At 57.6% G+C, this 16,869-nt stretch carries 17 protein-coding genes; 11 read left to right on the forward strand and 6 right to left on the reverse strand.

The window, feature by feature from the left end:
• The first annotated feature begins 26 nt into the window (after positions 1–26).
• From F4X57_06805 to gyrA, 4 genes are all read left to right on the forward strand, one after another.
• Positions 27–857 carry an enoyl-CoA hydratase/isomerase family protein gene (locus tag F4X57_06805; protein MYC06863.1) on the forward strand — a complete coding sequence of 277 codons (831 nt, stop codon included), beginning with the start codon at positions 27–29 and terminating at the stop codon, positions 855–857.
• Between the two features lie 97 nt (positions 858–954).
• Positions 955–1,350 carry a DnaJ domain-containing protein gene (locus F4X57_06810; protein MYC06864.1) on the forward strand — a complete coding sequence of 132 codons (396 nt, stop codon included), beginning with the start codon at positions 955–957 and terminating at the stop codon, positions 1,348–1,350.
• Positions 1,351–1,444: 94 nt separating this feature from the next.
• On the forward strand, positions 1,445–2,152 hold the full coding sequence (locus F4X57_06815) for a hypothetical protein (protein ID MYC06865.1): 708 nt from the start codon (positions 1,445–1,447) through the stop codon (positions 2,150–2,152).
• A gap of 282 nt (positions 2,153–2,434) precedes the next feature.
• A complete protein-coding gene (gyrA, locus tag F4X57_06820) occupies positions 2,435–5,122 on the forward strand; it encodes a DNA gyrase subunit A (protein MYC06866.1) in 2,688 nt (895 codons plus the stop codon).
• A 135-nt stretch (positions 5,123–5,257) separates the two neighbouring features.
• Here gyrA and F4X57_06825 read toward each other — a convergent pair whose 3' ends face one another.
• Together F4X57_06825 and F4X57_06830 are read right to left on the reverse strand one after the other, a co-directional pair.
• Positions 5,258–5,470, reverse strand: coding sequence for a hypothetical protein (locus F4X57_06825; protein MYC06867.1), 213 nt, complete (start codon positions 5,468–5,470; stop codon positions 5,258–5,260).
• Positions 5,471–5,546: 76 nt separating this feature from the next.
• Positions 5,547–6,710: a DNA polymerase III subunit gene (locus F4X57_06830; GenBank protein MYC06868.1), complete on the reverse strand. Its 1,164-nt coding sequence runs from the start codon at positions 6,708–6,710 to the stop codon at positions 5,547–5,549.
• A gap of 143 nt (positions 6,711–6,853) precedes the next feature.
• Between F4X57_06830 and htpX the strand changes: the two genes are divergently transcribed.
• Both htpX and F4X57_06840 read left to right on the forward strand, forming a co-directional pair.
• The gene (gene htpX, locus F4X57_06835; GenBank protein MYC06869.1) at positions 6,854–7,777 is read left to right on the forward strand and encodes a zinc metalloprotease HtpX; all 924 of its coding nucleotides are present in this window, start codon (positions 6,854–6,856) and stop codon (positions 7,775–7,777) included.
• 256 nt (positions 7,778–8,033) lie between these two features.
• Positions 8,034–8,603 (forward strand): hypothetical protein, encoded by a 570-nt coding sequence (locus tag F4X57_06840; GenBank protein ID MYC06870.1) that lies wholly within the window; start codon positions 8,034–8,036, stop codon positions 8,601–8,603.
• Positions 8,604–8,815: 212 nt separating this feature from the next.
• Here the strand turns inward: F4X57_06840 and F4X57_06845 are convergent, their stop codons facing one another.
• From F4X57_06845 to F4X57_06860, 4 genes are all read right to left on the reverse strand, one after another.
• Positions 8,816–9,094, reverse strand: a complete 279-nt coding sequence (locus F4X57_06845; GenBank protein ID MYC06871.1) for a hypothetical protein — start codon at positions 9,092–9,094, stop codon at positions 8,816–8,818.
• A gap of 205 nt (positions 9,095–9,299) precedes the next feature.
• The gene (locus tag F4X57_06850) at positions 9,300–10,085 is read right to left on the reverse strand and encodes a PspA/IM30 family protein (GenBank protein MYC06872.1); all 786 of its coding nucleotides are present in this window, start codon (positions 10,083–10,085) and stop codon (positions 9,300–9,302) included.
• A gap of 63 nt (positions 10,086–10,148) precedes the next feature.
• The gene (locus F4X57_06855; GenBank protein MYC06873.1) at positions 10,149–10,328 is read right to left on the reverse strand and encodes a hypothetical protein; all 180 of its coding nucleotides are present in this window, start codon (positions 10,326–10,328) and stop codon (positions 10,149–10,151) included.
• Between the two features lie 276 nt (positions 10,329–10,604).
• Positions 10,605–11,855 carry a sulfite oxidase gene (locus F4X57_06860; protein MYC06874.1) on the reverse strand — a complete coding sequence of 417 codons (1,251 nt, stop codon included), beginning with the start codon at positions 11,853–11,855 and terminating at the stop codon, positions 10,605–10,607.
• Positions 11,856–12,073: 218 nt separating this feature from the next.
• Here F4X57_06860 and F4X57_06865 point away from each other — a divergent pair, with 218 nt between their 5' ends.
• The 5 genes from F4X57_06865 to F4X57_06885 all read left to right on the forward strand — a co-directional run bounded on the left by F4X57_06865 (position 12,074) and on the right by F4X57_06885 (position 16,869).
• A complete protein-coding gene (locus F4X57_06865; GenBank protein MYC06875.1) occupies positions 12,074–13,009 on the forward strand; it encodes a xanthine dehydrogenase family protein subunit M in 936 nt (311 codons plus the stop codon).
• Positions 13,009–13,494, forward strand: coding sequence for a (2Fe-2S)-binding protein (locus F4X57_06870; protein MYC06876.1), 486 nt, complete (start codon positions 13,009–13,011; stop codon positions 13,492–13,494). Before F4X57_06865 ends, F4X57_06870 begins: the two co-directional genes overlap by 1 nt.
• Entirely contained in the window at positions 13,491–15,788 is a 2,298-nt protein-coding gene (locus F4X57_06875; protein MYC06877.1) for a xanthine dehydrogenase family protein molybdopterin-binding subunit, read from the forward strand. The genes F4X57_06870 and F4X57_06875 overlap by 4 nt, the downstream gene beginning before the upstream one ends.
• A gap of 4 nt (positions 15,789–15,792) precedes the next feature.
• Positions 15,793–16,059, forward strand: a complete 267-nt coding sequence (locus F4X57_06880) for a MoaD/ThiS family protein (GenBank protein MYC06878.1) — start codon at positions 15,793–15,795, stop codon at positions 16,057–16,059.
• A gap of 105 nt (positions 16,060–16,164) precedes the next feature.
• Positions 16,165–16,869, forward strand: coding sequence for a hypothetical protein (locus F4X57_06885; GenBank protein ID MYC06879.1), 705 nt, complete (start codon positions 16,165–16,167; stop codon positions 16,867–16,869).

A 16,869-nucleotide genomic window follows, 5' to 3' on the forward strand; every position in this document is an offset into this window, starting at 1 on the left:
AAGATGCCCGCCATGTTATCATAGGAATGTCTGATAGGAATCGGACAAGCACGATAGGGAGTTGGCGAATGGCGCATGAACAAATCCTAACCGAGACCCGGGGGCGCGTCGGCATTATCACGCTGAACCGGCCGGATAGCCTAAACGCGTTCACCGGCGTGATGCAGTCCGAAATACAGGCGCAAGTGCAGGCGTGGAATGCGGACGACACAATCGGCGCAATGGTGCTGACCGGCGCGGGCAGGGCGTTCTCCGCAGGTGCGGATGTCGGCGGCTTCGAGGACTTCGTGCGCGGCGAGGGCGATGCGCGTCCGGCGCCTTCAAGACCTACCGACATTAGCTGGGTCGATCTCGCGCGTGATTCTAAGCCGATTGTTTGCGCGCTGAACGGCGTCGCCGTCGGGCTGGGCATAACGCTGCCGCTGTCGTGCGATGTGCGGCTGGCGGCGGAAGACGCGCGCATATCTTTTCGATTCCTGCGCATTGGTTTGACGCCGGAATACGGCAGTACCCACTTCCTCGTGAATCTGGTCGGGCTTGGTCGCGCGCTGGAATATATGCTCACCGGCAAGTTCATCACCGCGCAGGAGGCGAAGGACGCCGGCTTCGTGAACCATGTCAGTCCTGCCGAAAATCTGCTCGCCGATGCAGTGGCGCTTGCGCAGGAAATCGCCGACAACCCGAACTGGCACTTGGCAAAAGTCAAGCGCCTCATCCACGAAAATTACATGGAAAAAGACCTGGCGCTGGTGCTCCGCCGCGAATCCGAGACGCTGCGAGAGGCGCGTTTCACGCCAGAGCACAAAGAGGCGCTGACCGCCTTCCGGGAACGCCGGCAGCCGAACTTCCACGGGTAGGCGACAATGTGGGATAAGGTGGGATTCACCCCCCCACAGTAACCTTAACTCATCAAGGTCAGCGGGGAAGGGAAACCGACTAGGCGGATTGATAGTGATAAACGGCGAGCGCAACTACTACGATGTTCTTGGCGTGCCGCCTGACGCGAGCCAAGCGGACATCAAGCGAGCATATCGCAGGTTGGCGAAGATGCACCATCCCGATGTCAGCCGCGAACCCGGCGCCGTCACGCGCTTCAAGCAGGTTAACGAAGCGAACAGAACCCTATCCGACCCATCCCGTCGCGCCGAATACGACCGCCAAGCGCTGCTAGTGAACATGCACAAGCAGCACGAATCGCAAAAGCGCGAGCGTTTCGAGCAGTGGCGAAACTCGCAGTCAAATGGCTCCGGTCGTGGCGTGAGCAGATTAAGAAATCGCATACGGCGAAATGTCCGTTGGAGCGCGATCAACAGGATGAAAAATCGCCTGCGCTGCTTCCTACTGAAATAAAGCGCTCGATAGTAAGGCGAAACTCTTGGTAGTCAGTACATTTACTTGTTCCTTCTCCCTCATGGGAAAGGCTTGCATGGGGGCAAATTAGCCCATGCCCTCATCGCCCACAATAGGCATACTATCTGCGGCGGACAAACATGCGCGCATGAGTGCCGCCGCAATTGAACGGTTAGGCGGCATCGCTTTTCGCCTTGACGCCGCCGATGGCGCATCCCCAACGCTCTCATTGTCCCTTGTTGACTCGCTCGTCTGCGCCGACGACTGCGGACAGGACGGCGACGCGATAACGCTTCTCCGTGCCGCGCTCGACGACGATATGCCTACCTACGCGCTCGGCGGCGGCTTGCACCTGCTGAACACCGCATTCGGCGGCAAATCTGCCGTCCCCGTTTCCGACCACAGCGCCGATAGCCCTGACAGAGATGGTAATGCTGGAGATAGTGATGATGCTGATACCGAAGCAGACACGGACGGCACGGAATCCGCATACCACCAAATCTACATCGCGCCGGGCAGCAGACTTGCCGCGGTTGTTGGCTCCGGCGGGTTCGTTCGCGTCAATAGCCGGCATGCTGTCGGACTTCGTGAGGCGCAGAAGTCGCCGCTGCTGTTGGCGTCCGCGTATTCGCTGGAAGACGGTGTCATCGAGGCACTGGAGAGCGCGCGGCATCGCTGGGTCATCGGCGTGCAGTTCCGCCCGGAGCGGCGCATGGAATTGCCGCCGCACTTCGACCGTCTATTTCAGTCGCTGCTAGAACGCGCCGTTGAGCGCGCGGATGGCGCTTACGACAGGGCGTAATCTCGTTTGTCTGTATGCGTTTTGCCCCATTTTATAACCCTTCCTAAAGGGGCGGAACTATGGTGCGTCGCCTCTGTATTAGGGCATAAATCTCACCGAAAATCTTGTGCTTCATGATATAATAAGTACAGATTTTTCAATTGGAATTCAGTTAGGCAATGTGCCAATTTCCACCACCTAACCGCTCATATTACCGCCTTAAATCGCTGCTGCTTTGGAACTATTTCCTCACGGCTTTCGGTCGTCCGCAGCCATCGCTGTCCCGAACCATAGGAGACCTTCATGACTACACTGAAGACTGATTACGGTTTCATCAAGCCCACGCAGATAGAAGAGGAAATGCGCACTTCGTATCTCGACTACGCGATGAGCGTAATCGTGGCGCGCGCATTGCCGGATGTGCGCGACGGGCTGAAACCTGTGCAGCGGCGCATCCTGTACGCGATGGACGAACTCGGCATGAGGCCCACGCAGCCTTACAAGAAGAGCGCGCGGCTCGTGGGCGAGGTGTTGGGCAAATATCACCCCCACAACAACGATTCCGTCTATGAGGCGATGGTGCGGATGGCGCAGGATTTCACGATGCGCCTGCCGTTGGTGGACGGGCAGGGCAACTTCGGCAGCGTGGACAACGATCCGCCAGCCGCGATGCGATACACCGAGGCGAGGTTGCGCGCCGTCGCCGAAGAGATGCTGGTCAACATCGACGAGAACACCGTTGACTTCATCGACAACTTCGACGGCACTCTGCGCGAACCCGTTGTGCTGCCCTCGCGCCTGCCGAACCTGATGATTAACGGCGCATCGGGCATCGCCGTGGGTATGGCAACAAACATCCCGCCGCATAACCCGAACGAGATTTGCGACGCCATCGTGCATCTCATCGACCGCCCGAATGCCACCGCCGAAGACCTGATGAAGTTCGTGCAAGGACCGGACTTCCCCACAGGCGCGACCATCATGGGACGCGAGGGCATCCGCAACGCATACACGACCGGACGCGGGCAGATTATCGTGCGGGCGAAGGCGGAAATCCAGCCTATGCGCCGCTCCAACCGCATGCAGATAATCGTCTCCGAGTTGCCGTATCAGGTGAACAAAGCCGCGCTGGTGGAGAAGATTGCCAGCCTGACGAAGGACAAGCGCTTGCAGGGCATATCCGAGGTGCGCGACGAATCGGATCGCGAGGGCATGCGCATCGTCATCGAACTTCGCACCGGCACGCAGCCGATGGTAGTCCTGAACAACCTGTACAAGCTCACGCCGATGCAAAGTTCGTTCTCCGCGAACATGCTCGCGCTGGTCGAGGGCATGCCGCGCGTGATAACGCTGAAGACCGCGCTGCAATCGTTCATCGACTTCCGCCGCGAAGTCGTGCGAAGGCGCGCCGAGTTCCAGCTCGAAAAGGCGCGGCAGCGAGCGCATATTCTCGCCGGACTGCGAATCGCCGTCAGCAACTTAGACGAGGTTATCGCGCTGATACGCGGCGCAGCCGACACTCCCTCTGCCCGAGACGCCCTTATGACCCGCTTCGACCTCGACGAGCCGCAAGCGCAGGCAATTCTGGACATGCAGCTGCGACGCATATCCGCACTTGAACGCGAACGCCTTGAAGAAGAGTACGCGCAGATTCAGGAGACGATTCGCGGGCTGGAAGAGCTTCTTGGCGACGAGAAGAAGATTCTGCTCGAAATCAAAAAAGAGACCCGCTCGCTCAAGAAGAAGTTCGGCGAAGAGCGTAAGACGGACATCAGCCTAGACGCGCACGACATCAGCCGCGCCGAGCTCGAAGCACATGAACAGGTTGTCGTTACGCTGAGTCAGGGCGGCTACATCAAGCGCATTCCGGCGAACACCTACCGCAACCAGCATCGTGGCGGCAAGGGCGTCGTCAGCATGAATACGCGCGAAGACGACCCGGTGAAGCACCTGCTAGTCGCGGACACGCACGACACGTTACTGTTCTTCACGAACCGCGGTCGCGTGCTGAAACTCACCACATTCGAACTGCGACCAGACACATCGCGCAACACTCGTGGCGTGCCCGTGGTAAATGTTATTCAACTGGGCGCGGACGAAACCGTGAGCGCAGTAGTCGCCGTGGACAGCCTAGACCACGATGACACATTCCTTATGCTCGGCACGCGCAACGGCAAAATCAAGCGCATCGCGCTCAGTAGTATCGGCAACATTCGCCCGTCCGGACTCATCATAATGAATATGAACTCCGGACCGCCCGACGAACTTGTCGGCGCATGTCTCGCAAAGATAGAAGACGACGTGGTGATGGTGTCCGAGCAGGGCATGTCTATACGCTTTCCTATTGAGGATGCGCCGCAAAGACAGCGCAACGCAGGTGGCGTCATAGGGATACGGCTGGAAAAAAAGGGCAGCAAAATCGGCAGGAGAACGCTGACTCAAGACGACCGTGTAATCGGCATGTCCGTTATCTCCGATGGCAGCGACAGCCGTCTGCTTGTCATCAGCAAGAAGGGCTTCGGCAAGCTCACTGCTGTGAGCAAGTACAGAAAGCAAGGCAGGGGCGGCAAGGGCTTAGTAACATTCGACATTCAGCCGCGCAAGACAGGTCCTGTTGCCGTTGCAGAGGTTGTGGACGACAGCAAGGAACTATACCTCGTATCGGAGCAGGCGCAAGTTCTGCGGACCAACCTGTCTGAAATCAAGACGACCATAGGCCGAAAGGCACAGGGCGTAACGATATTCAGGCTGGACAAGAGCGACTACGTAGCATCAATAGCGTGCGTAGGCGACCTAGCTGATAACGGCGCCAGTGCCACCCATAACGGCAAAGCGAATGCAGAAAGCGCCACCGAAACAACGGCAGAAAAGCCCGCATCCGCCACGAGAAAAGGCGCTGCCAAAGGCTTGGGCAACGGCGCCGCAAAGCAGGCGAAGCTGAAAAACCAGCAACTCTCACTAGACGATGTTGAGCAAGCTGACAACGAATAGCGACAAGGCGCTGAAATAACGGCGCAAAGCAGCCCCCTTCGCAATCGCTGAAGGGGGCTGCTTTTGTGGCATCGAATTAGACCCGTATGTCTCTATTCGCGGTGCAAGCTAGGTTGCGGGCAGTACGAACGCCACTCACTCCGATTCTACCTTACGTACCACCCGGTCAAGCTCCCCACGCAAGTCCGAGTGCAGTGCCTGGTCCGGCGCAATAGCAACCACAGCTTCTCGCTCGCCATCCCAAGTCTCCACGACAACGCGCTCTCCGGCCACGAGTTTTAGTTCGCCGGCATCAAAAAACTGCACTTTGTCAGACGGCTTGAATTGCACGCCGGTGAGTTTGGGCATAGTCGGGTCTCCGGTTGGGTGGAGTTGGGACGGCATTTGTGTTCTGCTCTGTAAAAGTATAGGCGATTTACCGGCGCTATTTGCCGGCTTGCGCCACGGGCAACCGCCCTTCCAATTCAGGCATGCGCAGCATCATGCCTTCGATGCACAGGCGTGCGTTGACATTGCTTTCCAGCATTGCGGTGGTCTCTTGTACGGCGCGGATGGCGGTTACTATTTGCCGCGAAGCGCACGCTGACGCCGCTGCCTTCAAGGTGGCTAACCGCGATAGGTTCAGTACGAGGTCTTCGTTGCCTTCGTTCACAACTAGCACATCGCGCCACCAGCCTAGCCAGAGCTGCACCTCGTCATAAACCGCGTCGCGACTACGGCCGAAGGACAGCGCCATATGCTCTGCATACTTGAACTTGTCCGCCAAATCACTGTTCAATGCCGCTTCGATTTCGTCCAATCGTTCACTCCGTTTGGTCAGCACCTGTGGATCTGCCGCCGCCTGCAACGCCCAGCCTAATCTTCCGGCGGAGAGTCGCGCAATCTCGGTCGTGTCCTCAGGCGGCAGGTTGAAGCGGCGGTCGAGTTCGCTTTGCACTTTGGCTATCGGCAGCGGGCGCAATTGCAGCACTTGGCAGCGCGACAGGATTGTCGGCAGTATGCCGCCGACTTGCGGCACTGCGTTCAGCATCGCAGCTATCCGGTCTTGCTCGCGCCCGGCGTCGTAGGCGACCGCCCCTGCCGATTCGTCCGCCGTGTTTTCTCGCACCTCGGCGGCGAGCAGCACGAATATCACATCGTCCGGCGGCTCTTCCAGCATCTTCAGCAGCGCGTTCGCCGCTTCCTGCGTGAAATTGTCCGCATCTTCGATGATGAACACGCGTCGTCGTCCCTCGTATGGCTTCAGCATCGCCTCGCGCTGCAACTCGCGTATCTGATCGACGCTAATTGCCGTGCGCCGTGTTCCGCCATCCTGTGAAATCACGCGCACATCGGCGTGCAAAGCGTCCGTGATACGACGGCACTGTCGGCATTCTCCACAGGGCTTGCTGTCGGCGTCGTTCGCCGTGCAATTCACCAGCCGCGCAATGTCCATCGCCAGCGTCATCTTGCCAACATGCGCCGGACCCGCCAGCAGCCAAGCATGCGCAAACCGCCCGTCCCGCGCACTGCGGGCAAGCGTATCCACCGCCTTCTCATGCCCAACCGTCCGCCAATCTGTCGTCGTTATAGTCGATGAAGTAGTCATACGTTCATGCTAACAGGATAAACAGGATAGGCAATATGTATCGCAGCGACAGACAGACTGAAATATTGAAATACCGACTTGTCACGGACGCCCCGCTCGTTCATGTATAATGGAATCAGGTTCCCCCCTAGGAGGATATTTCAATGAGACAAAGAAACTACGGACGAGACTTTGAACTGACCTTCCGCATGGGCTTCACGCTGCTGCTGCTCGCGCTTGTGTATGTGTTCTTTCTTGGACTGCTGATGTTCGCCGGCATTCCGTGGGAGTTCGTGCTGATACTGGCAATCGGTATGGCGTTCTTCCAGTACTTTATGTCCGACAAGCTCGTGCTTGCGACAACCGGCGCGAAAGAGGTTAGCGCAGAGGAAGAGCCACGCCTGCATGCCACAGTTGAGCGGCTGGCGGCGATCGCGGACATTCCGAAGCCTAAGAAGATCGCGGTTATGGAGACGCATGTACCCAACGCATTCGCCACCGGACGTAACCCGAAGAACGCCGTCATCGCAGTAACGCGCGGGCTGATGTCGCGGCTCAACGAGCGCGAACTAGAAGCGGTGCTCGGACACGAACTGGCGCATGTGAAGAACCGTGATGTTATGGTGCTCACCTGGGCGAGCATCATCGTGATAGCGGCGGGCTTCCTATTGCAGATGCTATTCTGGATAAGCCTGTTCGGTGGATTAGGCGGCGGTGGCGGCGATCGACGCGATGCCGGTCAGTTTTTCGTCGTGATTATAGCGGTCTATATTGGTACCATCATAGTGTACTTCGTCAGCCAGATGCTTATAATGACGCTGTCGCGTTACCGCGAATACGCGGCGGACAGAGGCGGCGCGGAGATAACCGGCGCGCCGCTGCAATTGGCGTCCGCATTGCAGAAGATAAGCAACGACATGTACCGCATACCGGAGAAGGACCTGCGGCAGGTTGAGCATGCCAGCGCGTTCTTCATCGTACCTGCGCTGAAGGGCAATACCATCGCCACGCTGTTCTCCAGCCACCCGCCGGTCGAAGATCGCATCGAACGGCTGCAGAATATGCAGCGCAACATAGAACGCGTGTAGGGTAGCGTTTCCATTAAGGTGGTTTGAATCAAAAACCCGTTTGTCCTGAGCTTGTCGAAGGACGAGAACTCGGGACGCGTGGTTCGACAAGCTCACCACGAACGATAGTAGAACACCCTTGAACACCTAGAAGGAAACGCTATCGTATGGATATGGACTGGCTTGCCCTCCACACATCCACTCCGTACAAGCGCATTCACAAGCTGCGGATGATGCAGCGCGTCTTGGAGCGCAAAGGCGAGGAAAGGGCGTAGCAATGGGGCTATTTAGCACACTGTTCGGGCGAAACAAGCTCAAGAAGCCGGATCGCGAGAAGTTCTTCTCCATCATCACTGCGGAGGTCTCGCTAAGCGGTAGGATGGACTTGCGCAGCACGCATAAGGCGGGCATCGTGTTCAACCCGGTCGAATCGTCGTTCTTCGAGAATCTGGACAGCGAAATCAGGTCGCTGTTAGAAGTGAGCGAGACCGCCACCGGCACGCAATTCGAGGTCGTGGACGACACATTCGGCACGCGCTGGGCGTCGCTGGAAGACCGGGACTTCGAGGATCTCGTATCCACGATTCACCTGATAAGCGAGACGGTGATAGAGCACGGCTTCGCGGAGCGGCTGCTCGCGGCGGTGTTCGGCGTTCAGTACGAGGGTAGGGATGCGTACTGGATATACAACTACAAGCGCGGTAGATTCTACCCGATGGTAATCACCGCGCCGCAGACGCGCGACAACGCCGCGGAAATGCGCCTCAGCGCCGTGATGGAACAGGAGAAAATCCCTGTGGAGCGCAGCCTAGAAAACTGGTACTCGCTCTGGGGCATTCCTTTTTAGCGTGTTCAGCCCTTCCCCAAGTGTCACCCTGAACGAAGTGAAGGGTCTAAAATCGCTGTGTGGAAACAAGCCTGTTCGTAGTCAACGCGTTTAGAATTCTCGCTTCGCTCGAAATGGCATGAACAATCGAAAGACCCTATGTCCCTCCCCCGATATAGGATGGTAGGTGGGCGTGAAACGCCTCGGCAGCCATATACTCGCTGCCCTGCCGGCTACCCCGCCACCAGTCCCTCTCCCACGAACATCTCTTCCGCTTCAAGCATCGTGATGTCCGGCTGTGGTAGCACAAGGTCGGATTCTACGAGTTCGTCTAATGGCACGGGGCTGCCTTTCTCGCGCACTAGGTCAAGCATCTGCTTCAGCACGCGGGCAAAGCCTTCGGCATCCTCTGCCGCGACGATTTCCACGAGTTCGTTGTCGATGGCGTTCAGGTCGTCGATGAACGCGCCGGGCAGGTCGTACTGCCCTTCCGTCAATATGCGGACTATCATATAGTCAGTGCCTCTTCAGTCATTCCTATTCATAAATCCCTTTATCCCTTCCTCCACCATGGAGGAAGTTTAGGGGGCAGAACCTCGCAATGCATGCATGCCAGATTTCGCGGTAAAACTCTCGTCAGGCAATGCTTCGTCATTGCAAGGCATTCAGCAAGTCGTCTCAGCATCATTCGCGCGTTGCCATCATCGGCAACAGCGCTTATGTATCATCTCGTCTATTCCGTAGTGCGGCAAGTTCTTCTTCCACCGCATCGCCGGACGACTGCGGCAGCGCCTGTCGTTCACCCGAGGGCACCTCGCCCTTGAGCGCGGCGAGTTCATCGTCCACATTCTGCTCTGCCATAAGCTGCGACAGTTCGCGGCTGAGCGGGTCGCCGCCTTGTCCGCTATAGTCGTCTAGCACGCCCAACTCGGCGAGTTCGTCGATGGCGCCTGCGCGCGCTCGCATATTCTCGGTCTTGTTCTCCGCGCGCTCTATGGCGAGCGAGACATCGCTCATCTCCTCAGAAATGCCCGACAGCGCCGAGCCGATCCGCACTTGCGCCTGCGCCGCGTTGTACTGCGCCTTCACCACTTCCTTGCGAGTGCGGAATGCCGCTACCTTCGCCTGCAAGCGCTGCTCCGCCTGCGTGAGCTTTTCCTGTTCCACTTCCAGGTCGGCAATCTGGTTGTCCAGCCCTTCGAGTTCCATCAGCGACGCCTGCTTGCGCTGCAACGCCATCCGAGCAAGGTCTTCGCGGCCTGCGCCCATCGCCTGCCGCGCCTGCCCGTCCAGCTTCACGATGCTGTCCTTGACCTTGGACGCTTGCAGTTCCAGACGGCGCTTTGCGGTAACCATCTCGACCACGCCGCGCTTCACATCGCGCAGAGTTTCCATCTGCTTTTCGTACGCGTAATCCAGCGTCTCGTTAGGGTCTTCCGCATTGTCCAAAATTCGGTTCATCTTGGATTTCACGACCGTTGACATTCGGGAAAGTATGCCCATTTTTCACCTCGTCTTGCTTATGGGGCTTGCTGACTCTAGCTTGCTGAAATGCTGTGAAGTGCGCTAATACCGGTCTTTATTGCCACTAAACACTTGGATAAGCCCCACCACGCCAAAGACCACGCCGGCGACAAGCGCAATCCAGCCCAATATGGTCAGAATGAATTGCAGAATGCCGACAATAAGCAAAATGCCCACTCCCACGAGGATAAGCCCCGCAACAATCATCGCGCCACTGCTCACAGCCGCCTCCTGTTTGTATGCTGAATAGAATTTTGTATCCTGAATTAGGATTAGAATATATCCCAATTCTATCACAATGGAACAAGCCACATTTAGCGGCAATCTCAACCCATCCGTCCCATCAATTCTTGTCAAATCCGCCAAAGCGCTAATCGTCATTCGGACCGGCGTGAGGGAATCTGAGGAGCGTGTCATGAAAGCCGCGTCAGGTATGATGGGGCAGTCTGATAAACTCGCCCAAATGCGCAGTCCATTAACTTCGTAGGAACCGGAGGATCAGAACACAGTTACTGGGTGCGGCAGAGGCTGGTTGAACAGATAGCCTTTTTCGTTGAAGGGTATGGCGTCCGGCTGGGTGTTCCCCTGAGTATCGGTGGCGCGCGTCATTATCGTATGTTCGCCGGATTGGGCGTTCCAAGCGAACTCGAATCGCGCCCATGAGTATTGCACTTGTGGCTCCAGAATAGTTGCAGAATGCCACGCACTGCCGGAATCGTCGCTCCACTCTACAGAGGCAATACTGCCGTTAGGCGAATGCGCGTATCCGTGTATTCGGTGCGAGCCTACAGTTAACTTGGCGGGCCATGGCAACGCAAGGGCGCTTTTGATATTTTGGGTGGTTACCACTTCGCCCTGCGCCTCGCCTTGCGCGGGATAATCGTCTCCGATCAGCACATAAGACGTCGTGTTGTTGCGCGTCCAGATGTCGGCATACGACACCTCGATGCGGCCGAGCCACTTTATGCTGGAACTGCCCACCCATCCGGGTAGCAAGGCTCGAAGCGGATAGCCGTGGTCTTTCGGTAGGACATCTCCGTTCAGAGCGTAAGCCAGTAGGGTGTCGGGGTGCATCGCCTTATCGACAGGTACGACACGGCGGAAACCGCCTTCCGGGGATTCGGTGTCCTGTCCAATCAAGAGAACACTGGTAGCGTCGTCCGTGATACCTGCCAGAGTGAGCACATCCCTGAGCGAGACGCCTGTCCACTCAGCGTTGCCGATGGCGCCTGTCATCCACTGGGTGCCCTTTGCCGCTTGCCCGTTTACGAGGTCGAACATGGCGCGGTGGTTGCCGGCGCATTCCAAGTATGACACTACCGTACGGCTGGGGAGATTTCTTATGCGGTCGTATGACAGTTGCATAGGGTTGGCAACGGCGTCTCCCTCGATTGCCAATCGCCATTGCGATGCGTCTATGTCCACGCTCACGGAATTGTTACGCACGAAGAAGAGATGGCGGGGAGTTATCAGTCCCTGCATGTTCTCAAGGTGGGCTTCAAGGCCCTTGTCCTCATGCCGGATAAACGTCGCCGTGTCCTTAAACCAAGCGGACTTCTCCTCGGATGATACGGGCTGCCCTTGTTCGAGGGCGGGCGTTGCAGCTTTGTCGGATGCGCTCCAATCACCGCATGCGGCAAGCACTGCGGCTGCGCCACCGGCGGATAGCAGCGCTAGGAACCGGCGGCGGGTGATGCCATGCGCCTTCGCAGACTTCCATAGATGGCGTGATTCTATTGATGCGGTCATTTCCTCTCGGCACACTTCCTAGATGTACTCAGGCGGCGCAATCAAATAATGGGCGCAGGGCAACAAGCGCAGGGAATGGTTGAATATAGGTAAGATAATACATGGAGCGTGGTTGTCAAGATTTAGAATTGCTTATATCAGTAGTAGGTAGCGTTTCGGCTTCCCAATGCGTTGTCCAATAAAAGAAGGTTTGATATACTTACCGCGTTTGTGGGAGAATGCCCAAATGCAGGCGTGAACAGAAAACTTCGCGCAAATTCGAGAAAGGAGGTGGGATATTGCACTGGATAGATTTCACCAGTCCCCACTCGGTTAGAGAAGCGGTTGAACTGCTAAGCGACGCAAACGGAAGCGCGCGCGTGTTGGCGGGAGGAACCGACCTGTTGGTCCAGCTTAGGGGCGGCAGGTTTGACGACGTAAACCTCGTCGTGGACGGCAAGAACATACCCGAGCTCAACGAGATTACCTACGACCCGGAGGGGGGTCTGACTCTCGGCGCGGCTGTTCCTTGCTACAGGATTTATGGCAACGCGGCGATTTCGCGCGCGTACCCCGGGCTTATAGACTCCGCATCCCTCATCGGAGGTACACAGATTCAGGGCAGGGCGTCTTTCGGCGGCAACCTCTGCAACTCCACACCCAGCGGAGACTCCATTCCGGCGATGATCGCGCACAGCGCCGTCGCCAATATCGCAGGTCCCGATGGTCATCGGCATGTGGCGGTAGAGGACTTCTGCACGGGTCCGGGCAGCAATGTGCTCGGTAACGGCGAGATGCTGGTATCCATCAGTTTCCCTGCTCCGACCAGCGGATTTGGCGCGAACTACATGCGCTTCATCCCGCGCAACGAGATGGACATCGCAGTCGCCGGCGCAGGCACCTCGATCGTGCTTGATGGCGATACCATCAAGTCGGCGCGCGTGGCTCTCGCAGCCGTCGCACCCACGCCGCTCTATGTATCCGCAATTGGCGACGCCATAGCAGGCAAGCCCGCCAACGATGATACGCTGGCAGAGGCGGGACAGATGGCGAAGGACGCCGCTACCCCCATCACCGACATGCGCGGTACCATCGAATATAGAAAGCATCTGTGCGATGTGCTTACCCGGCGCTCGCTGCAGATTGCGATTGACCGAGCTAAGGAGAATGCTTAATGCCCGGAAAGACTTATGTTCAGACCAGAATCAACGGCGAACCCGTGGACTTCCTCGCGGAGCCGCGTCAGAGCCTGCTCGAGTGCCTGCGTGATGTCATAGGCCTGACCGGTTCTAAGGAAGGCTGCAACGACGGCAACTGCGGCGCCTGCACCGTCGAGATGGATGGCAGAATTGTCACACCCTGCCTCGTGCTCGGCGTCGAAGCCGAGGGCAGCGACATTACCACCATCGAAGGCATCGCTGACGGCAGCGAGCTCCACCCCGTACAGCAGGCGTTCCTGGAGAACGCGGCATTGCAGTGCGGTATCTGCACGCCCGGCTTCATAGTAGCGACGAAAGCGCTGCTTGATCACAACCCCGACCCGACCGAACACGAGATACGCTTCTGGCTGGCGAACAATCTCTGCCGCTGCACCGGCTACGACAAGATTGTGCGCGCAGTCCAGGACGCGGCGAGCCGAATGCAGGAGGCGAGCGCATGACGACTACGACCGACTACGAGAGAAATATGATCCTCTCCAGCCAGGAATACAATGTGGTCGGTACTCGACCCATTCGACACGACGGCGCGGATAAGGTGACGGGTCGCGCGCTCTACGGAGCGGACTTTGACACGGCCGGTCTGCTGCACGGCAAGGTGCTGCGAAGCCCCCATGCACACGCGAACATCGTGTCCATCGATACCAGCGCGGCGGAAGCGCTGCCCGGCGTTCATGCCGTGGTTACCTTCGACGACTTCCCGCAGGTGACGGACGACACCGTTGACTTCGGCGAAGAAGTTACGACGCTCCACGACTTGCAGTCCAACATACTCGCCCGGCATAAGGCGCTGTATAAGGGACACGCAATCGCGGCGGTTGCGGCATCCAACCCGCACATCGCCGAAGAAGCGGTAAAACTCATCAAGGTCGATTACGAAGTGCTGCCGTCCGTGATGACCGCGCCGGAAGCCATGGCAGACGACGCGCCCATCCTTCACGAAAGCATGCGCACGAACGAACTCGGCGCCACCGTTGACGACAAGCCGAGCAATGTCGCGCAGCACTTCCAGCATGTCAAGGGCGACATCGATGCAGGCTTTGGCGAAGCCGATGTCATCGTGGAACGTGAATTCAACACCGTAACGGTTCACCAGGGCTACATCGAGCCGCACGCGGCATCCGCGTTCTGGAACACCGACGGCAGGCTGCATATCTGGTGCAGCACGCAGGGCGCATTCCCTGCGCGCGACGCCACGGCACAGGTGCTTATGCTGCCCGTGTCGCAGGTGCGCGTAACACCGATGGAAATCGGCGGCGGCTTCGGCGGCAAGATTCCCGTTTACCTAGAGCCGGTCGCCGCGATGCTCTCTAAGAAGAGCGGCAGGGCGGTCAAGCTCGTTATGAGCCGCGCGGATGTGTTTGAGGCATCCGGTCCCACCTGTGGCTCCAACATGAAGGTGAAGATTGGCGCAAAGCACGACGGTACGATTACCGCGATGCAGTCCTACCTCGCATTCGAGGCGGGCGCATACGCCGGCTCGCCCGTTGGCGCAGGCGCGCAGTGCGTTTTCGCCGCATACGATGTCGAAAACGCCGTTATCGACGGCTACGATGTCGTGGTCAACAAGCCGAAGACCGCGGCATACCGAGCGCCCGGTGCGCCAAACGCCGCATTCGCTTGTGAGCAAGCCGTCGACGAGTTGGCTATTAAGCTCGGTATGGACCCGATAGACCTCCGCCTGAAGAACGCGTCCGTGGAAGGCACGCGCAGGCCCGACGGCACGGTCTTCCCGCGCATCGGCTGCGTGGAAGTGCTGGAAGCGATGAAGAATCACCCGCACTACAGCGCGCCGCTTGGCGAGAATCAGGGTCGCGGCGTTGCCGTTGGCTACTGGTTCAATGTCGGCTTTGAGTCCGCGGTGAACATCGCGGTCAACGCGGACGGCACGATTACGCTGGTCGAAGGTTCGACCGACATCGGCGGCAGCCGCGCGTCCATCGCGATGCAGGCGGCTGAAGTACTAGGCATCCCCGCAGAGAGCGTTCGCCCGTCCGTCGTGGACACCGACTCCGTTGGCTTCACTGCCGTAACGGGTGGCAGTCGTACAACATACGCCACGGGTTGGGCAGCATACGACGCGGCCATGGATGTCAAGCAGAAGATGATCGAGCGTGCCGCGACTATCTGGGATGTGGACGCTGATTCCATCGAAATGAAGGACGGCGTGTTGCAGTCTGCCAGCGATCCTGAACTCAATATGAGCTTCAGCGACCTCGCCGCTCAGATGGGCGGCACAGGCGGTCCGATCGTTGGCACGGCAAGCCGCAATGCAGGCGGCATGGGCGTTGGCGGCGGCTCGTTCGCCGGCAACATCGTGGATGTCGAGGTGGACCCGGCAACCGGCAAGACCGAAGTTACGCGCTTCACCGTCGTGCAGGACGCCGGCAAGGCTATCCACCCGAGCTATGTCGAAGGGCAGATGCAGGGCGGCAGCGTGCAGGGCATCGGCTGGGCGCTCAACGAAGAGTATTACATGACCGACGATGGCACTATGGCGAATTCCACGCTGCTGGACTATCGCATGCCCACCTCGCTTGACCTGCCGATGATCGACACGGTCATAGTGGAAGTGCCGAGCGACCATCCCTTCGGCGTGCGCGGCGTGGGCGAAGCGAACATCGTGCCGCCTACCCCGGCTATCGCCAACGCTGTCCACAGCGCCACCGGCATTCGCATGGAAAGGCTGCCGATGAGCCCGGTCGCGATTATGGAAGAGACTTGGAAGCAGAGCTAGTGCTATGGCGACAGTATTCGTTCCTTCTCTGATGCAGAGCCTCACGGACGGCAAGACGCGAGTGCAGATTCCGGGCGCGACAGTTCGACAGATCATCAACAATCTGGAGAGCGAGTACCCGGGGTTCAAGGCGCGGCTGGTCGAAGACGATCGCGTCAAGCCGAACATATCTGTAGCGGTTGACGGCGAGGTTACGCCCTTGGGCATGCTGGAAAAGGTGAATGAAGACAGCGAGGTGCATTTTTTGCCCGCCATCGGTGGCGGCGCATAGCGCCCTCATTGCCGCGAGCCAAGGCACATATAGACGGGCCGATGACACCGAAATGCGGTGCGTCGGCTCGTTCTGCATACAAATGATCCTTGAATTGGAAGTGAAATGGACGAAATGGAAATGTTGAGTTTAGATGTACTTGCTGAACTGGATATAGAAACGCTTGACAAGCTTACACGCGTTAGCCCATTTAGAGGACCGCAGAGGTACTTTCATATTAAAACCATCCAGCGAAGAGACTTCTTTTGTCTTCCCAGTAAAGCAAGCGATGATAATCTTTTCGTAGAGCATCTCTACGCAACATTGTCAGCTTGGGGCATTGGTGCCCGTGGTAACAGACTTATTGAGTTCGATGAATTCAATGCACAAATCAGACAAGCGGGGGGGAATCTTGATCCTTTGGGGAACAAACGTATTGAAGAATTATCCCAGAGCCAAGTTTCTGCTGTATCTGAAACACTTTGGGAAGTGATTAGCAATTTGAGTATCGTTGTGCGTTCAAAAGACGGCTCACCCACAAAGGCAAAAATAGTTGCAGGTTCCAAAACCATTCACCATTTGCTTCCAGATCTAATGCCGCCAATGGATAATGGATATACGGGCGAATTCATTTTAGGGAGCGGGATAGGTCAGCGAGGAAAAGGGACTTTCATCAGATTGTTCTCAAGTTTTGCTGATCTATCCAAAAAACTTGAACCGAAAGCGAACTCACTTGTCGATCGCAACTCATTCAATTCATCGATCCCTAAACTACTAGATAATGTAATCGTTGGATCAGTGGAACTGAGTAAACGAACAACAGGAGGATAA

It is taken from the genome of Chloroflexota bacterium (genome assembly GCA_009840355.1).
Classification (GTDB): domain Bacteria; phylum Chloroflexota; class Dehalococcoidia; order Lucifugimonadales; family JADFKI01; genus Bin90.